The organism is Algicella marina (genome assembly GCF_009931615.1).
Lineage (GTDB): Bacteria > Pseudomonadota > Alphaproteobacteria > Rhodobacterales > Rhodobacteraceae > Algicella > Algicella marina.
Genome location: NZ_CP046620.1, coordinates 3,143,802 through 3,158,989 on the forward strand (window position 1 = coordinate 3,143,802; position 15,188 = coordinate 3,158,989).

General features: G+C 63.3%; 14 protein-coding genes. 5 read left to right on the top strand and 9 right to left on the bottom strand.

Features of this window, described 5'->3' with window-relative positions; genetic code table 11:
- Window positions 1-218: 218 nt before the first annotated feature.
- The 8 genes from GO499_RS15520 to GO499_RS15555 form a co-directional block, all read right to left on the bottom strand.
- Complete coding sequence (locus GO499_RS15520; protein ID WP_161863033.1) at window positions 219-4,292, bottom strand: ExeM/NucH family extracellular endonuclease; 4,074 nt, start codon at window positions 4,290-4,292, stop codon at window positions 219-221.
- 165 nt (window positions 4,293-4,457) lie between these two features.
- A complete protein-coding gene (locus GO499_RS15525) occupies window positions 4,458-5,255 on the bottom strand; it encodes an ABC transporter permease (protein WP_161863034.1) in 798 nt (265 codons plus the stop codon).
- On the bottom strand, window positions 5,252-5,980 hold the full coding sequence (locus GO499_RS15530) for an ABC transporter ATP-binding protein (protein ID WP_161863035.1): 729 nt from the start codon (window positions 5,978-5,980) through the stop codon (window positions 5,252-5,254). Before GO499_RS15530 ends, GO499_RS15525 begins: the two co-directional genes overlap by 4 nt.
- Before the next feature lie 4 nt (window positions 5,981-5,984).
- Window positions 5,985-6,593 carry an ABC transporter ATP-binding protein gene (locus tag GO499_RS15535; protein ID WP_161863036.1) on the bottom strand — a complete coding sequence of 203 codons (609 nt, stop codon included), beginning with the start codon at window positions 6,591-6,593 and terminating at the stop codon, window positions 5,985-5,987.
- Complete coding sequence (locus GO499_RS15540) at window positions 6,590-7,324, bottom strand: ABC transporter permease (protein WP_161863037.1); 735 nt, start codon at window positions 7,322-7,324, stop codon at window positions 6,590-6,592. The genes GO499_RS15535 and GO499_RS15540 overlap by 4 nt, the downstream gene beginning before the upstream one ends.
- A gap of 19 nt (window positions 7,325-7,343) precedes the next feature.
- Window positions 7,344-8,261, bottom strand: a complete 918-nt coding sequence (locus tag GO499_RS15545) for an ABC transporter substrate-binding protein (RefSeq protein WP_161864016.1) — start codon at window positions 8,259-8,261, stop codon at window positions 7,344-7,346.
- Between the two features lie 137 nt (window positions 8,262-8,398).
- Window positions 8,399-9,370 (bottom strand): YVTN family beta-propeller repeat protein, encoded by a 972-nt coding sequence (locus GO499_RS15550; RefSeq protein WP_161863038.1) that lies wholly within the window; start codon window positions 9,368-9,370, stop codon window positions 8,399-8,401.
- 8 nt (window positions 9,371-9,378) lie between these two features.
- Window positions 9,379-10,566, bottom strand: a complete 1,188-nt coding sequence (locus GO499_RS15555) for an ABC transporter substrate-binding protein (protein ID WP_161863039.1) — start codon at window positions 10,564-10,566, stop codon at window positions 9,379-9,381.
- Between the two features lie 114 nt (window positions 10,567-10,680).
- Between GO499_RS15555 and GO499_RS15560 the strand changes: the two genes are divergently transcribed.
- Genes GO499_RS15560 through GO499_RS15575 form a run of 4 tightly spaced genes read left to right on the top strand, consistent with a single transcriptional unit; the run spans window position 10,681 to window position 13,504 of the window.
- Entirely contained in the window at window positions 10,681-11,181 is a 501-nt protein-coding gene (locus GO499_RS15560) for a DUF3280 domain-containing protein (protein ID WP_161863040.1), read from the top strand.
- Window positions 11,182-11,200: 19 nt separating this feature from the next.
- Window positions 11,201-11,737 carry an SRPBCC family protein gene (locus GO499_RS15565; protein WP_161863041.1) on the top strand — a complete coding sequence of 179 codons (537 nt, stop codon included), beginning with the start codon at window positions 11,201-11,203 and terminating at the stop codon, window positions 11,735-11,737.
- Entirely contained in the window at window positions 11,706-12,686 is a 981-nt protein-coding gene (locus GO499_RS15570; RefSeq protein WP_161863042.1) for a YVTN family beta-propeller repeat protein, read from the top strand. Before GO499_RS15565 ends, GO499_RS15570 begins: the two co-directional genes overlap by 32 nt.
- Before the next feature lie 2 nt (window positions 12,687-12,688).
- On the top strand, window positions 12,689-13,504 hold the full coding sequence (locus GO499_RS15575) for a quinoprotein dehydrogenase-associated SoxYZ-like carrier (RefSeq protein WP_161863043.1): 816 nt from the start codon (window positions 12,689-12,691) through the stop codon (window positions 13,502-13,504).
- A gap of 7 nt (window positions 13,505-13,511) precedes the next feature.
- Here GO499_RS15575 and GO499_RS15580 read toward each other — a convergent pair whose 3' ends face one another.
- Entirely contained in the window at window positions 13,512-13,886 is a 375-nt protein-coding gene (locus GO499_RS15580) for a winged helix-turn-helix transcriptional regulator (RefSeq protein WP_161863044.1), read from the bottom strand.
- Window positions 13,887-13,988: 102 nt separating this feature from the next.
- Here GO499_RS15580 and GO499_RS15585 point away from each other — a divergent pair, with 102 nt between their 5' ends.
- Entirely contained in the window at window positions 13,989-15,119 is a 1,131-nt protein-coding gene (locus tag GO499_RS15585; RefSeq protein ID WP_161863045.1) for an NADH:flavin oxidoreductase, read from the top strand.
- The last annotated feature ends 69 nt before the right edge of the window (window positions 15,120-15,188 follow it).

Genomic DNA, 15,188 nt, shown 5'->3' on the forward strand with positions numbered 1-15,188 from the left:
CGCAACAGTGGGCCAGCGCTGGCCCGTGGGGTGGCGCACGTGAACTCGACGCTATGCGATTTATGCCAGCTACATGTCTCTGACCTTTGATGTCTGCACCGACACAAGCCAAGCGCCAGCCCGCGCGGACGGGCCGGCGCTGGCCCGGCGGCGCTTCGCGCCTTGCTCCGGGCCGAATAGGCGTTTGGACGGCACTGGCTTGCCGCGCCGCGCATGTGTCAGACCACGGCCAGCGGGTCGTCGAGGTCGAGGCCGATGATCAGGGGGTCGTGGTCGGAGGCGGCGAAGACGCCGTCTTCGAAGAAGGCGGGGTTGGTGAACTCGCTGGAGTAGTTCAGCAGGCCCGGCTCCTGCGCGTTGATGTGCCACTCGGTGACGCCGGTGATGTTGCCCGCGAGCGAGGTGGAGCCGAAGGCCTGGTCGAGCGTGCCGCCCTGCCCGTCGAAGATGAAGCTGAAGGCTTCGTCCTGGCCGCCGGGAAGGAAGCTGTCGATCAGGTCGATGTAGTCGGCTGTCTGGTCGCGGAAGGCCTGCGTCGGGTCTTCCTCGGCATAGGCGTTGAAATCGCCGAGCACGAGGAAATCCTCGCCCAGCGCAAGGCCCGGATTGGCGGCCTGTGCGGCGGCGAGGTAGGCGCCGGGGAGCCATGCCGAAAGCTCGTTGGCGGCATCCGTGCGCACGGCGTTCCAGAAGCCCTGCCCGTTGCCCTGATCGTAGTTCGGATCGGCGAGCACGGCGTCGATATCGGCCTGTGTGATCGCGGTGCTGCCGCCCGCGAGGGCCGCGACGGCGTCGGCCACCACGTCCTCGAGGTTGCTGTCGCCCTTCGACTTGAAGTGGTTGGAGACGACGGTGAAGGTGTCGCCCGTCGTGTTGTCGACGAAGGTGGCGGCGACGGCGGGGCGGGAGCGCTGGAAATCGCCAAGCTGGTCGTCCGACGAGGCGACCTGGTTGAGGACATCGGCGAGCGCGAAGGTGTCGGCCGCCGAGGCTTCCTCGAACTCGAGGTAGTCGGCGTAGACGGGGGTGACGGCGTTGGCGTCAAAGATGATGCCGGTGGTGATGGCATCGGTGCCGATGAAGCCATCCGGGTCGCCACCGGTGGGATCGACGAACTCGAAGTTGGCCGAGAGGCCGCGCAATGATGCCTCGGCGTTCAGCGCCGCGACCAGCGTGGCGATGGCGGAGGTCGTGCCGAAGCCGTTGTTTTCAAGCTCCTGCAGGGCCAGCACCTCGGCCCCGGTGCCGAGCAGCATATCGACGAGCGCATCGGTCTGGCGTTCGAGATCGGAGGCGGAGGTGGCGCCGCGCGGCTCCAGATCATCGGGGCCAGAGCCGCCGCCGGAACCGTCATCGAGCGTGGTGAAGAAGTTCAGCACGTTGGCGGAGGCGACCTGAATATCGCCGCCCACATCGTCGGGCGTGTCGGGGCGGGCGTCGGCGTTGGTGCTCTCGTCCAGCACCAGTTGTTCCTGCACGATCACCTGAAATTCGGCGGGCGCGCCGAAGCCGTTGGAGGTGAAGGTCATGACGCCTTCGACGGCCTCGACGATCTGGGTGCCGAGGCGCAGCGTGGGCCCCTCGGCGGTGAAGGTGTCGCCCGCGTCGAGATAGCCGTTGCCGTTATCGCCCTGTGCCGCAGGGATGTATTCGAAGCCGTCCGGGTTCTGGGCGGAGACGCCATCTTCGAGGATCAGGCGGTTGTTGGCGTTGTCCTCCATCAACTCCTCGATGGCGGCGGCTTCCGTCTGGGCATCGAAAAGCTGGGTCGGCTGGGTCTGGGTGCCGGCGCTGATGGCGACCTGACCGTAGCGGGCGAGTTCGAAGTTCTCGATCACCGTCAAAGCCTCGCTCGTGCCGGAAGTGACGGAGACGCGCATGCCCTCGACCGCCTCGTAATCGGCCTGCGTGGTGTCGGGCGAGATGAGGACGGAGGCGGCTGTAGGCATCTCCTGATCGGAGGCGATGAGGGTGGTGGAGGTGACGCCGGAGATCTGCGTCTCGCCGCCGAATTCATCGACCGTGCCCTCGATGGTGACCTGCTGGCCGATCGCGATGGTGCCGAGGCCGCTGGCGCCGGTGAAGACGAAGATGCCTTCGGAGGTGGCGGCGTTTCCGTCGGCGTCGGCGTCTTCTTCTTGCAGGAAGTAGCCGTTTTCATCGACGTAGGTGACGATGGCCGTGACCTGCACCTGCTGGCCGACGAGGGCCGAGGTATCGCCTGCGCCCTGGATTTCGGAGATGAGGACGGGGGTGCCGCCCGTGCCGGTGCCGGTGCCGCCCGCGGTGGGGGTGTAGCCGGTGCTGCTGCCGAATTCGGTGATGACGAATTCGCCGCCGCCATCTTCGCTGCGCTGTGCGCCTGCGGCGAGGAAGGTGCCATCGGGGCCGACAACGACATCCGAATAGAGGATCGGGCTGGAGGCATCGGTGAGCGCCACTTCGTCCTGCACGGCCGTGAATGGCGGGCTGTCGAGGGTGCCGTCATCGTCGGCGTCGAGGTCGTCGCCCTCGGCGCCGGTGAAGCCTTCGACCAGCAGGAAGGTGGAGGCGCCGTTGGTGAAGGTGTTGTCGGCGAAGTTCAGGTCGCCCGTTACCGGGAAGGTGGCTTCGGCGCCGGGCGAGGTGGCGAGGAAGAAGCCGTTGTCGCCGATCACGCCGCCGGTGAAGTCGATCACCGAGAGAACCTCGCCGGGGTTGAAGGCGGTGGAGCCGCCGATCTGGACGAGGGAGTAGCCGTCAAGCGAGGTGCCGGCCTGCCCGAAGAGTTCGACGAATTCCCAATCCGTGCCGGTGGTGGAGACGGCAAGCTCGTTGATGATCAGGGGCTGGGGCGCGTTGTCCTCGCCGCGGGTTTCGGCGCGGGGGCCATCCCAATCGTCGTCCTCGCCGCGCTGGACGGAGAAGCCGATGGGCGTGTCGCCGGGCTCAGATACGCCGATATCGGTGGAGAGGACGCCATCGGCCGCACCGCCGGAGCCGGTGAGCGTGCCTTCGTAGGAGAGGAATTCGATCAGCGTGCCATCTTGCGAAAGGGCGATGCCATCGGGGCTGCCGTTCTGGATGCCCGAGACTTCGACCACGTAGTAATCGTAGGTGCCATCGCTGGAGGCGAAATCGGCGGCCTCGACGGCCTCGGTGTCGTACACGGCGCTGTTGGAACCGTTGTAGAATTCGAGCAGCATGCCGGTGATGTCGGCCCCTGCGGCGGTGCGGATCTCGACGAATTCGCCGACATCGCCGCCGTCGTTATCGTAGTGGATCTCGTTGATGCGGGGGGCGATGACCGGGGTTTCGGTGACATCCGCGACGGTGACGGAAATGGTCTCGGAGGCGCTGCCGCCATCGCCATCGGACACGGTGACCGTAACCTCGTAGATATTGTCTCCATCGAGATCGAGCGGGGTCTCGAAATCGGGGGCGACGACGAAGGAGAGGGTGCCGGTTTCGGGGTCGATGGCGAAGAAGAGCGCGTCGTCGCCGCCGGTGATCGAGAAGGCGAGGGTGTCGCTGTCCACGTCCGTCGCCGCGATGCTGGCGGGAATATCGGTGGTGTTTTCGTCGATGGTCACGGCGGTGTCGGCCACAAGCTCGGGATCGTCGTTGGTGCCGGTGATCGTCACCGTCACGGTGGCGGTGTCGGTGCCGCCGTTGCCGTCATCCACGGTGTAGGTGAAGGTGTCCGTTACGGTCTCACCCTCGGCCAGATAATCGAACAGGTCGCCGGGATCGTATGAAACGGTGCCACCGGAGAGGGTGACGGCCGCACCGCTGGCAGCAGTTGCGGAAACGGCGGTGATGTCGATCGTGTCGCCATCAAACTCGCGGTCATTCGACAGAAGAGTGGCGACATCGATGGCAAGCGGTGCGTTTTCGCCGGTGGCGACAGAATCATCTCCGGCCAACACGGCGTTGTTGGTGCCGTCGAGATAGAGTGTGTAGCCATCGGTGTCGAAATAGATCGCCTCGACGCCGCGCAGGGTATCGCGGCCCTCGTCGCCCGTCAGGTCGCGAATGCGGATGCGCCCGCCCGACATCTCCCGGATCGCGTAATCATCGATGCCACCGGCATAGATCGCGGTGTCGAAGCCTGAGCCACCGATCAGATTGTCGTTGCCGGTACCGCCGATCAGGACATCGTTGCCGCGGCCCGCGACGATCCTGTCGTCACCGCCTTCGGAGAAAATGAGATCGTCCCCGGCATAACCGAATACCCTGTCCGACAGGCTTGTGCCGTCGAGGATGTCATCCTGATTGGTGCCGAAGATGAATGCGCGCGGAGTTCTTGCCATGACTGTTCCCCCTGTTGGTCATGCTGTTCTGCCAAGGATGTGACACCGCCCTGTCTCAGTTTTGTGTCGGCCGCCTGAAAAGACGGTGTGACTGAAGGGCAAACTCGGAACGGCGGGCGGCAGCGCGCCCGGAACGGGGCAAGTCTAGACGGAAACCGCCACGCTTCAAGCGGGGCGTTTTCGGCGCATCATGCCGCGGGCAGGATCGTAGCCGATGACCGCGCCGCCGAGAAACACCGTGAGCGACAGCAGCACCCAGAGGAGTGCCCAGCCATTGAAACTCTCGTACAGAGCGAAACGGACGAGCTCGACGGCATGGGTGAAGGGATTGACGGCGCAGATGTCGCGCAGCAGTTCGGAACTCTCCGCCATTTTCCAAAGCGGATAGAGAGCGGTGGACATGAAGAACATCGGAAAGATGACGAAGTTCATGACGCCGGCGAAATTTTCCAGCTGGCGGATGGTGGAGGAGATCACGAGACCGAGTGCACCGAGCATCAGGCCGGAAAGGATGAGAGCGGGGAAGGCGTAGAGGTAGCCCATCGGCGGCATGGTGATGCCGAAACCGGCGGCGATGGCGAGGAAGACGTAGACCTGAAGGATGGAGACGGCGACACCGGCCACGAGTTTGGAAAACAGGAGCCACCAGCGTGGAAGCGGGCTGGTGAGCAAGAGACGCATCGAGCCCATTTCCTGATCGTATACCAGCGAGAGCGAGGACTGCATGCCGTTGAAGAGCTGGATCATGCCGCAGAGACCGGGGACGATGTAAACCTCGTAGGTGATGTAGGTCTGGTAAGGCGGGATGATCGAGAGGCCCAGCGCGGCCCGGAACCCGGCGGCGAAGACCACAAGCCAGACGAGCGGGCGGACGAGGGCCGCGAGAAAGCGGCCGCGCTGGTGGATGAAGCGCAGGCTTTCACGCATGACGATGGCCCACATGGCGGTGAGATACGGCATCATTGCGCTGGTTCCTCCAGCCCTGTCATGGCGACGAAGGCGTCGAGCAGGGTGCCCCCCGGACCGGCGATGCCGGCGGCGGTATCCTGTGCCAGTTTCCGGCCCTTGTGGAGGATGACCACTTCGTCTGTCGGCTGAATCTCGTCAACCAGATGCGTCGCCCAGAAGACGGTGAGGCCGCTTTCGGCGAGATCGTGGACATGGGCGGTGATCGACTGGCGGCTGGCGGTGTCGAGACCGACGGTGGCCTCATCGAGGAGCAGCACCTCGGGGCCGTGGATCAGGGCGCGGGCAATCTCCATGCGGCGGCGGTGGCCGCCGTTGAGAGCGCGGACCTTCTCGCCGCTGCGTTCGCGCATGCCGAGCCGGTCCAGTGCTGCCTCCGTGCTGGTGCGCGCCTGTTTGCCGGACAGGCCCTGGAGCGCGGCGAAGTAGGACAGGTTGCGGGCGACCGTCATGTCGAGATCCAGCGTCTGCTGCTGGAAGACGACGCCGATGCGGGCGAGGGCGGCGCGGGGATTCTCGGCAAGGTCGTGACCGGCGACCGATATGGCGCCGTGGCGGGTGACGAACAGCCGGGTAAGCAGCGAAAACAGCGTCGATTTACCGGCGCCGTTGGGACCGAGCAGGGCGCAGAAGCGCCCGGCCTCCAGGTCGAAAGACACGTCGTCCAGCGCCTTTTTGGGGCCGTAGCTGTAGGAGACGTTCTGAACGCTGAGTGCTGGCATGGCCCTAGCCTGCCCCAGTTTCGGGCTGGAGTGTAGCGGGTTCGCCACCGAGCCTGAGAATTCGGGTTGCGAGGCGCTCCGCCTCTTCGCGCGCGTGGGTGACGAAGATGGTGGCCGGATTGGCCTCTCGGATCAGGGTTTCGGTGAGGGTCATCATCTCGTCGGCTTTGTCGGCATCCAGGGAGACGAAGGGTTCGTCCATGATCAGCAGGTCCGGTTGGCCGGCGAAGGCACGGGCGAGGGCGAGGCGGCGTTGCTGGCCGAGGGATAGCTGGCCGGGAAAGAGCGCGGCCTTGTCGGCGATGCCGACGCGGTCGAGGGCCTCCCTTGCCTCCGCCACCGGCAGTTGCGGATGGATCAGGGTAATATTGGCGAGGACGGAGCGCCACGGCAGGAGCGTCGGCTCCTGGAAGACGATAGCCATGTTGTCGGGTCGCTCTATCGTGCCGCTAAAGTTGCTGTCGATCCCGGCGACCAGCCGGAGGAGCGTGGACTTGCCGATGCCGGACGGGCCGAGCAGGGCGAGAGTTTCGCCCTTGTCCAGCGTGAAGGAGATGTCGCGGAGGATTTCCGTGCCGCCGAAGGCCTTGGATCTGACGTCTACGCGGATCATTCCTGCCTCCACCGGCGGACGCGCCGTTCCCATGGCTGGAGGACGAGCCATTCGACCAGCAGCATCAGGGCGATGAAGGAAAGCGAGTAGACCAGGACGTGGGCAACATCGAAAAGCTGGAAGTAGAGGTGGATCTGGAAGCCGACGCCGTTGGAGCGTCCGAGGAATTCCACGACGAGAACGATCTTCCAGATGACGGCGATGCCGGAGCGGGCGGCACCGGTGATGTAAGGGGCCATCTGCGGCAGGATGACGTGGCGCAGGTAGGTGCGGCGCGACATGTGGAACACCTGAGCCATCGCGCGCAGGTTCGGATCCATCGCGCGGGCGCCTTCGCGGATTATGGTCGTGACATTTGGGATCTTGTTGAGGGTGACGGCTATGATCGCCGCCGTTTCATTCAGGCCGATCCAGAGATAGCAGAGGACAATCAGCACCAGCGCGGGCAGGTTGAGAAAAACGACGAGCCATGGATCCAGCCATTTGTCGATGGCCGGGTACCGCCCCATGACGAGGCCGAGCGCGAGGCCGATGGACATGGCCAGCGCAAAGGCCCAGAGCACCCGGATAGCGGTGACGCCAAGATGGTAGACGAGTTCGCCGGAAGCCAGTTCTGCCCGAAACGGCCCTACCAATGCCTGCGGCATCGGCAGGACCTGCGGGTCCGCCGTGAGGGCCGCTGCCACAACCCAGAGGGCGAGCAGCGAGAGGAGGGACAGGAGGCGGACCATTGCCGGCCTTGAAGCGGAGTTATTCGACGTCCGGGAACAACCCTTCCGGCAGGGTAGTGGCCTGACCCACCAGCTTCTCGCCGCCAAGCTCCGCCATCAGTTGCAGGAAGCGGTCAGCGCCATCGAGATCGACATTGCCGGGTGCGGGCATGCCGGCACGGAAATCATCCCGCAGGGCGATGAACTGTTCATCGTTGCTGGCGTTCATGTTGCCGCGGATCGCCTCCCAGGCAGAATCGTCCGACTTCAGCAGTTCCTTCGCGTCGCGGCTGGCGGCATAGAGCGCCTTGGCTATGCCGGGATTCTCGGCGATGAAGCTTTCCTTGAGTACATAGCCCAGAAGCGGAGTTTCCGGGTCCAGCCCGAGCGATTCGGAGGCGGCGGAGACGGAGATGAGTTCGCGCATTCCACCGGCCTTCATCTTGGCCATGAAATGCCAGAAATTGATGGCGCCGTCCGTCTCTCCCTGCAGTGCCGTCTTGAAGACCAGCGGGGGCGCACCGAAGACCTGCTCGGTCTCGCCGGCGAGATCCATTCCGTATTCCTGTTCGGCATAGGCCTGAAGTATCAGCCAGCTTTTGTCCAGCGGACCACCGGCGATGCCGATCTTCTTGCCAGCGAGATCCTGCAGGGTCGTCGCCTCGCTGTCAGCCGGCACGACGAGGCCGCCAACGGCCTTTGAGTAGGGGACGAACACGTAATCCTTGCCGGCGGCACGCTGGCGGGCAACCCAGATCCAGTCCGCCACGGCCAAGTCCGCCTCGCCCCCTTCAAGGGCGACGCGGGTAGCGCCGTTGTCGGCGAAGGGCTGCATTTCGAGGTTGAAGCCGTGGGCTTCGTCGAAACCGTTATTGATTATGGTGTCGAGTTCCCAGTTGACCGTGCCGATCTTGAGAACAGCGGCACGGATGGTGGGCATGTCGGCGGCGGTGGCCATTCCGGCGGCGCAGAGTGCGAGCGCGGCCGTGAACGTGGCTTTCAAAGTGTGTTTCACGTCTCTCTCCCTGAGATAATCTTGTTTGCCTTACATGTAAGCGTATCGGGCCGGAAAGCGAGGCCCGGAGGCGGCACGGTTCAGTCCGGTGTCACCACCACGCCCCAGGGTTGCTGACCTACCTGGATGGACTTGATCGCCTTTTCCGCGGCAACGTCGATGACCGTTATATCGTTGGAGTTTCCGTTGGTCGTCAGCAGGTATTTCTGGTCGGGTGTGAAGTCCATCTGCCAGACGCGTTGGCCGACAAGGATATAATCCTTCACCTCGTGGCTCTCGACATCGATGACGGCGACGCGGTTGGCCGGGCCCAGCGCCACGAACAGGGTCTTGCCGTCGGATGTCACCTTGGCGCCCACCGGTTGAAGCCATTCAGGCTCCACACCCGTTACCTCGAAGCTGATCTTGTGCACCAGTTCCGGAACTTCTCCGGTCATGTCGATCACCGAGACGGTACCGCCGATTTCCGAAGTGACGAAAAGCTTGGAACCGTCATCGGTAAAGACAGCGTAGCGCGGACGCTGGTCCACGAGGATATTGTGCTTGATGGCGTAGTCCGACGTGTCGATGAAATGGGCCATGTTCGTCGTTTCCGACGTGTTGATCACCCACTTGCTGTCCGGACTGATGGCCATGCCTTCCGGCTCCACACCGACTGGGACTTCGGCGAGCACCGTGTGGCTCTCGGTATCGACGACGGTGACCAGATTGTCATCCTCGTTGGCGATATAGAGAGGATTGCCCGATGGATGCAGCACAAAAAGTTCGGGATCCGGGCCGGACGGCAGGGTGTAGAGTTCCTCGTAGGTTTCGGTGTCGTAGACGCGGACGAGATCGTCATCGGAGGCGCAAACGTAAAGGAGTTTGCCATCCGGCGAGACGGTGATGCCGCGCGGGCGGTTGCCGCCGCCGAAAGTGTCGATCACCTCCCAGCTCTCGGTATCAACAACGGTGACATCGTTGCCCTTTTCGTTGGAAACGAATGCCTTGTTGGCAAGTGCCGGTAGCGGCAGGGCCAGCGAAGCGGCGAGCAGGGCCGGTGCGAGTTTCATTGCGTTCCTCATTCGGTGAATGCCGTGCAGGCGGATTCGGGCTGGTCGAGCCCGAGCGTATCCAGGGTGGTGACCTGATGCAGGTAGCCTTCCTGCGGCGAGACGGTGACCGTTGTCTTGTCATCCGTCATGATGATGGGCTGGCGCAACTGGCCGTTCCACGGGCGGAAGGAAACCGCGCGGCCCTTGAAGGCGGCAAGCTCGAACTGGTCGGTGAGCATGTAGTCGCGCAGGGCAACGGGATCTGCGGTATTGGTGCGGATCACCGCCTCACCGATGGCGCGGATGGCGAGCCAGACATCGTAGTCCTTTTCCTGTACGTAACGGCCTGTCAGTTCCTCGAACCGGCGCTGAAACTGGGTCGCACCCCATGCCTCGTGCGCGGCGTGGAAGGTGACGGGGCGGAGGCCGCCGGAGCCCATGACGGGGCGCGGTTCCCATGTGTGATAGGGCAGATGCAGTGCGAAGACATCGGATTCGTCGGCGCCGATGATGACGTCGTGATCCTTCGCGCCCTGGGTGAATACGGGTATCTGGCGCTGAACGAGAACATGGCCGGTGTCGGTACGGCGCGAGCCGCCGGTATCCTCAAACACCCGGCTCTCGACGATCTTCGCGCCGAATTTCTTTGCGGAACGGCGGTAGGCTTCGGCAAGGGCGGTGTCTTTGGGGTTCGAACCCTCGATCAGGAACCAGTCCGGCCATTTCTTCCAGATCGCGAACTGGGTGACGGCATCAGCGATCATCGCGTGGCTGGGGCCGGTGTGCAGCAGATTGGCGCGGCACGCGTCATCGCGGAGGCTGACGTCGCGGGCGCTGGCATTGAGAACGAGCGCACCCTCGCCCGCCGCATCGGCGAGGCGCAGGACATCCGGGCCTTCGGCAACCACCACGAGGAGGGCCACACCGTCCTCCAGAAAGGCCTGGAGGGCAGCGTCGGCGCCTTCGGGCGGTGTGGCGGTGTAGTCGACGGTGAAATTCATGCCGAGGAAGGCACCTGTCGTCTGGTTGTCCTCCTCGCCCAGCTTGCCGCCCGCGAAGCCGAGATCGTCCGGTCTTTCGTCATAGCGCGATATGGGCAGAAGTCTGGGATAGTCGATGCGCAGAACGCCCATGCGAATATCCAGCGCCGACGCGGGCGCGACAAATGCGAGAGTGGCCACAAGGGCCACCAGTACCAGTCGGATCGCTGACATTGTGGAAGCCTCCTCCCAAAGGCTTTTTCCGCAAGTGTGCCAGAGCGTGCGATGCCTGCGAAACCAATACTTTTGGCGTATTGCGGCGCATAGGGTGCGGGGTAGTCTGACTGGATGAAACGTTTGCTCTCCGCCGCGTGCCTGATGCTTCTGGCAAGCAGCCTTTCGGCTGCGGCCGCTGAAGGAACCGGCAAGGTCGCTTTCCTCGGTCTCGTGTTTCTCGATACATCCACCGAGGGTGACTACAACGGTATTCGGGAAGATGAGGCGCAGCGGCTGGAGTTGCTGGAAGAGGAAGTCCGGAAAAGGTTCTTGGCGGAAGGTTACGACTTGCTGGACCTTGGCCCGATTGCGGAGGAGCTGGAAAACACGGTCAACCCCGCCGATTGCTATGGATGCGACTTCCGGATGGCGGAGAAGCTTGGTGCCGAATACGTTCTGGTGGGCGTGGTGCAGAAGGTTTCCAACCTGATCCTGTCCATGAACCTGGTGATGAAGGATGTGGAAACCAAGGATGTGACGCACGCGCGGTCCGTCGATATCCGGTCCAACACCGATGATTCTTGGCTGCGCGGCATGCGGTACATCATGAAGACCGCGTTCTTCAAAGAATAAACGAACTGGAGAGGAAGAAATGAGAATCCTGAGATACCTGGCGGTGCTTTTCGCCCTGCTGGTGCCGGCGATGGCACTGGCGCACGGGCCGACACGGCAGAAGGTGACCCTGACCGTGGAACTGCCGGCAGCGCCGGAGGATGTGTGGGCCGTGATCGGCGATTTCCAAGACATGAGCTGGCATCCGGCCGTGTTCTCGACGACCGGCGAGGGTGGCAACGAGATCGACGCGACGCGGTTGCTGACGCTTTCCGAGGAAGGCGGGCCGACGATCGACGAGGTGCTCTATAAATACGACGCCGAGAAAATGACCTATTCCTACCGGATCAACGAAGTGGATGTGGCCGTGTTGCCGGTGACGAACTATTCCAGCCACCTGACGGTGAAACCCGTGGATGGCGGCGGCTCACTGGTGGAATGGCGCGGGGCATTCTATCGCGGCTATCCCAACAACGATCCTCCTGAAGAGCTGAATGACGAAGCGGCTATTGCCGGTGTAAGCGCGGTTTATCAGGCCGGGCTGGATGCACTGGCGGCGCGGTTTGCGGGCAACTGAGGCCTTTCTCCCTGTCGCAGTTGTCCTGTCCCTCGCGGCGGCTTGTGCCGGCGCGGGGGATTTTGCTTTCGTGACCAACCAGAACAGCAGCGATGTCAGCGTGCTGGACGTGGCAACGCGCGAGGAAGTGCAGCGGATAGACGTGCCGGGGCAACCGGCGGGCGTGGCCGTGCATGACGGGACGGGCGTGTTCTATACCGTCAGCCCGGAGAGCAAGACCGTGCGCAAATTTGCGTTGGAAACGGGCGCGGAACTGGCTTCGGTGGTGCTGGACGGTGGACCGATCGGGATTGCGGTGCAGCCGGACGGGGCGCGGATTTTTGTTTCGGACTGGTACAATGCGCGCATCTGGGTGATCGACGCCGGCGACATGGCGGTGGTCGGCGAACTGGAGACGGGAAGCGCGCCCGCAGGGCTGGTGGTGAGCGCGGACGGGCAGTGGCTCGGCTCCGCTGACCGAGACAGCCACCAGGTTTCCATTTTCGAGCTGGATAGTTTGTCTCTGCATGCGCGGCTGGCTGTGGGCGTGCGTCCATTCGGCATCTCCGAAGGGCCGGACGGACGGTTCTACACGGCCGATGTCGGCTCCAATTCTGTCACGGTTATCGAACCGGTGGCGGGTGAGGTAACGGGGAGTGTGGCCGTGGGGGAGCGGCCCTATGGTGTCGCCTTTGCGCAAGGTCGTGGATTCGTAACCAATCAATACGCCGACAGCGTTTCCGTCTTTGACCTGGAAACGCTTGAGGTGGTAGAATTGATATATGTCGGGGAATACCCCGAAGGCATAGACACGACTTCGGACGGGGCGACCATACTTGTCGCCAACTGGTTTTCGAATACCGTCAGCCTGATCGACGCCGAAACACTCACAGTGACCGGCGAGATGGAAGCGGGTGATGGTCCGCGTGCATTCGGGAAGTTCCTGAGTGCGGCTTCGGGGAGGAAATGAGTATGAAGACCCTTGCCTTGATCGCACTGCTGGCTGCGAGCCCGGCCTTTGCTGCCGGTCCGGAACCGAGTTGGCCGATGCTGGAGAAGGAACTTTATGGCGACCAGTTCCTGGTTCCGGCGGGGGACCTGATCACCCTCGATGTGCCCTACCGCACCGACGACGACGCCCGTACCCGGATAGCGGCGAACGTGGCCGCGCCCGCCGGGCGTATGCTGGAGAGCGTGACGGTGGTGCTGGACGAAAACCCGATGCCGGTATCCGCCGTATTCGAATTCGATCGGCCGGTGCCACGCTTCTTCTTCGACGTGACAATGCGGGTCAACGGGCCAACGCCGGTACATGTGGTGGCCAGGACGGTTGAAGGCCAGTTGCTGATCGCCGAGGGTTACGTGAAGACCTCGGGACAGGGTGCCTGCTCCGCCCCGCCGGGGACGGACCCCAAGGAGGCGTTGGCAAACCTGGGCGAGATGACGATCACTGTATCGGAATTGATCCGGGCGCGCGAACTGGGAGAGAAACTTACCGGGGTGACGGTGGCGGAAGATCGTCGTCTGGACCTCGACATCAAGCATCCCAGCCATTCGGGTATGCAGATGAACCAGATCTCGCTGCTTTTCATTCCGATGCGTTATGTCGAAACGGTGGAGATCGACCTCGACGGAGCGGGATACGTGGATGTGACGGGCAGCATCTCCGTTAGCGAAAACCCGCAAATCAGCCTGTCTGTGCCTCGGGAAACGGAGACCGTCGGCGTGACGATGACCGATACGGACGGCACGGTGGCGCGGATCGAGAAGGTGTTGCCAGGGTTCTGACCGGGGATCAGGCGGCCTTCGTCTCCGCCTTGTTGTCAAAGGCGCTGCGGGCCTTTTCCACCTGTTCGAAGTTCGTGTGTGTCCAACAATAGAGGGCGCGGAAGGGCGGCAGCAGTGTCTGGCCCAGTTCCGACATCTCGTATTCAACCGCAACGGGCGACGTGTCCATTACCCGGCGGGTGACGATGCCGTTGCGTTCCAGCCTGCGCAGGGTCTGGGTAAGGGATTTCTGCGAGACGCCTTCGAGGCGACGTTTGATGTCGTTGAACCGGCGCGGCTCTCCGTCGAGAATGGTGAGGACCATCATGGACCACTTGTCCGCGATTTCTGCGAACAGGGTGCGACAGGGGCAATCGGCGCTGAACTTCTGGACGCTGGACATCGGAGTTACCTTCAGGTGACTTGGTTGCGTTCTGGTGCGTTATTGACACCAAGTATCCAAATTATACCTGTGAAGCAACCCCAAGGCAAAAGGAGTTGCTGCATGTCTTTCGATACTACCAAGACGGATGTTTCCGCGTTGTTCGAACCCCTCAAGATCGGCCCGCTGGAGCTGAAGAACCGGATCGTGATGGCACCGATGACGCGTGCGATGGCGCCCGATGGCATTCCGGGCCCGACCAACGCCGCGTACTACCGAAAGCGTGCAGAGGGCGACGTCGGGCTGATCCTTTCCGAAGGAACGGTGATCGACCGTCCCGGGTCGCGTAACGAGGCGGGTATCCCGTTCTTCTTCGGCGAACAGGCCTTGGCAGGCTGGAAGGGTGTGATCGACGCCGTTCATGAGGCGGGCGGCCGGATGGGTCCGCAGATCTGGCATGTCGGCTCCGCCCCCGGACAGAGCGGATGGGAATCCCCCGATGGTACCGAGAGCCCCTCTGGCCTGTTTGCTCCGGATACGGCGCGCGGCGGCGCCATGAGCGAGGAGGACATTGCCGACGCGATCGATGCCTTCGCCCGCAGCGCGGAACACGCGAAGAACCTTGGGTTCGACATGGCCGAAATTCACGGCGCACATGGTTACCTGATCGACCAGTTTTTCTGGAACGGAACCAACCTCCGCACGGACCGCTGGGGCGGTGACACGCTGGCAGAGCGATCACGATTTGCCGTGGAGGTCGTGAAGGCGTCGCGGGCGGCCGTGGGGCCGGACTTCCCGCTGTTCTTGCGGCTTAGCCAGTGGAAACAGCAGGATTACGCGGTGAAGCTGGCAGCGGACCCTCAGGCGCTGGAGGCGTGGCTGGGACCGCTTGCAGATGCCGGGGTGGATGTTTTCCATGCTTCGCAGCGACGGTTCTGGGAACCCGAGTTCCCGGAGATCGACGGTGAAGAGGGGCTCAACTTCGCAGGCTGGGCCAAGAAGGTCACAGGCAAGCCAAGTGTCTCTGTCGGTTCCGTAGGGCTGGACGGCGATTTCTTCGGCGCTTTCGGTGGCGAAAGCTCCGGGTCGGCAGAGCTCGACGGGCTGGTACGGAGGATGGAACGCGGCGAATTCGATCTGATCGCCGTCGGTCGGGCGTTGTTGAGCGATGCGGCCTGGGCCGACAAGGTCAGACGTGGCGCAACCGGCGAACTGCGGGGATTCTCGGCCAGCGACCTGGCCACTCTCGCCTGAAAAGCGGGCAGGCGGGGCGGCACCTGCGCGCCCTGCCCACCCCCTGCATCCTTCGCGTTTGACCTTGCC

Coding starts and splice junctions, on each gene's coding strand:
- GO499_RS15520 (WP_161863033.1), bottom strand. CDS start 4,292: ATGGCAAGAACTCCGCGCGCATTCATCTTCGGCACCAATCAGGATGAC.
- GO499_RS15525 (WP_161863034.1), bottom strand. CDS start 5,255: ATGATGCCGTATCTCACCGCCATGTGGGCCATCGTCATGCGTGAAAGC.
- GO499_RS15530 (WP_161863035.1), bottom strand. CDS start 5,980: ATGCCAGCACTCAGCGTTCAGAACGTCTCCTACAGCTACGGCCCCAAA.
- GO499_RS15535 (WP_161863036.1), bottom strand. CDS start 6,593: ATGATCCGCGTAGACGTCAGATCCAAGGCCTTCGGCGGCACGGAAATC.
- GO499_RS15540 (WP_161863037.1), bottom strand. CDS start 7,324: ATGGTCCGCCTCCTGTCCCTCCTCTCGCTGCTCGCCCTCTGGGTTGTG.
- GO499_RS15545 (WP_161864016.1), bottom strand. CDS start 8,261: ATGGCCACCGCCGCCGACATGCCCACCATCCGTGCCGCTGTTCTCAAG.
- GO499_RS15550 (WP_161863038.1), bottom strand. CDS start 9,370: ATGAAACTCGCACCGGCCCTGCTCGCCGCTTCGCTGGCCCTGCCGCTA.
- GO499_RS15555 (WP_161863039.1), bottom strand. CDS start 10,566: ATGTCAGCGATCCGACTGGTACTGGTGGCCCTTGTGGCCACTCTCGCA.
- GO499_RS15560 (WP_161863040.1), top strand. CDS start 10,681: ATGAAACGTTTGCTCTCCGCCGCGTGCCTGATGCTTCTGGCAAGCAGC.
- GO499_RS15565 (WP_161863041.1), top strand. CDS start 11,201: ATGAGAATCCTGAGATACCTGGCGGTGCTTTTCGCCCTGCTGGTGCCG.
- GO499_RS15570 (WP_161863042.1), top strand. CDS start 11,706: ATGCACTGGCGGCGCGGTTTGCGGGCAACTGAGGCCTTTCTCCCTGTC.
- GO499_RS15575 (WP_161863043.1), top strand. CDS start 12,689: ATGAAGACCCTTGCCTTGATCGCACTGCTGGCTGCGAGCCCGGCCTTT.
- GO499_RS15580 (WP_161863044.1), bottom strand. CDS start 13,886: ATGTCCAGCGTCCAGAAGTTCAGCGCCGATTGCCCCTGTCGCACCCTG.
- GO499_RS15585 (WP_161863045.1), top strand. CDS start 13,989: ATGTCTTTCGATACTACCAAGACGGATGTTTCCGCGTTGTTCGAACCC.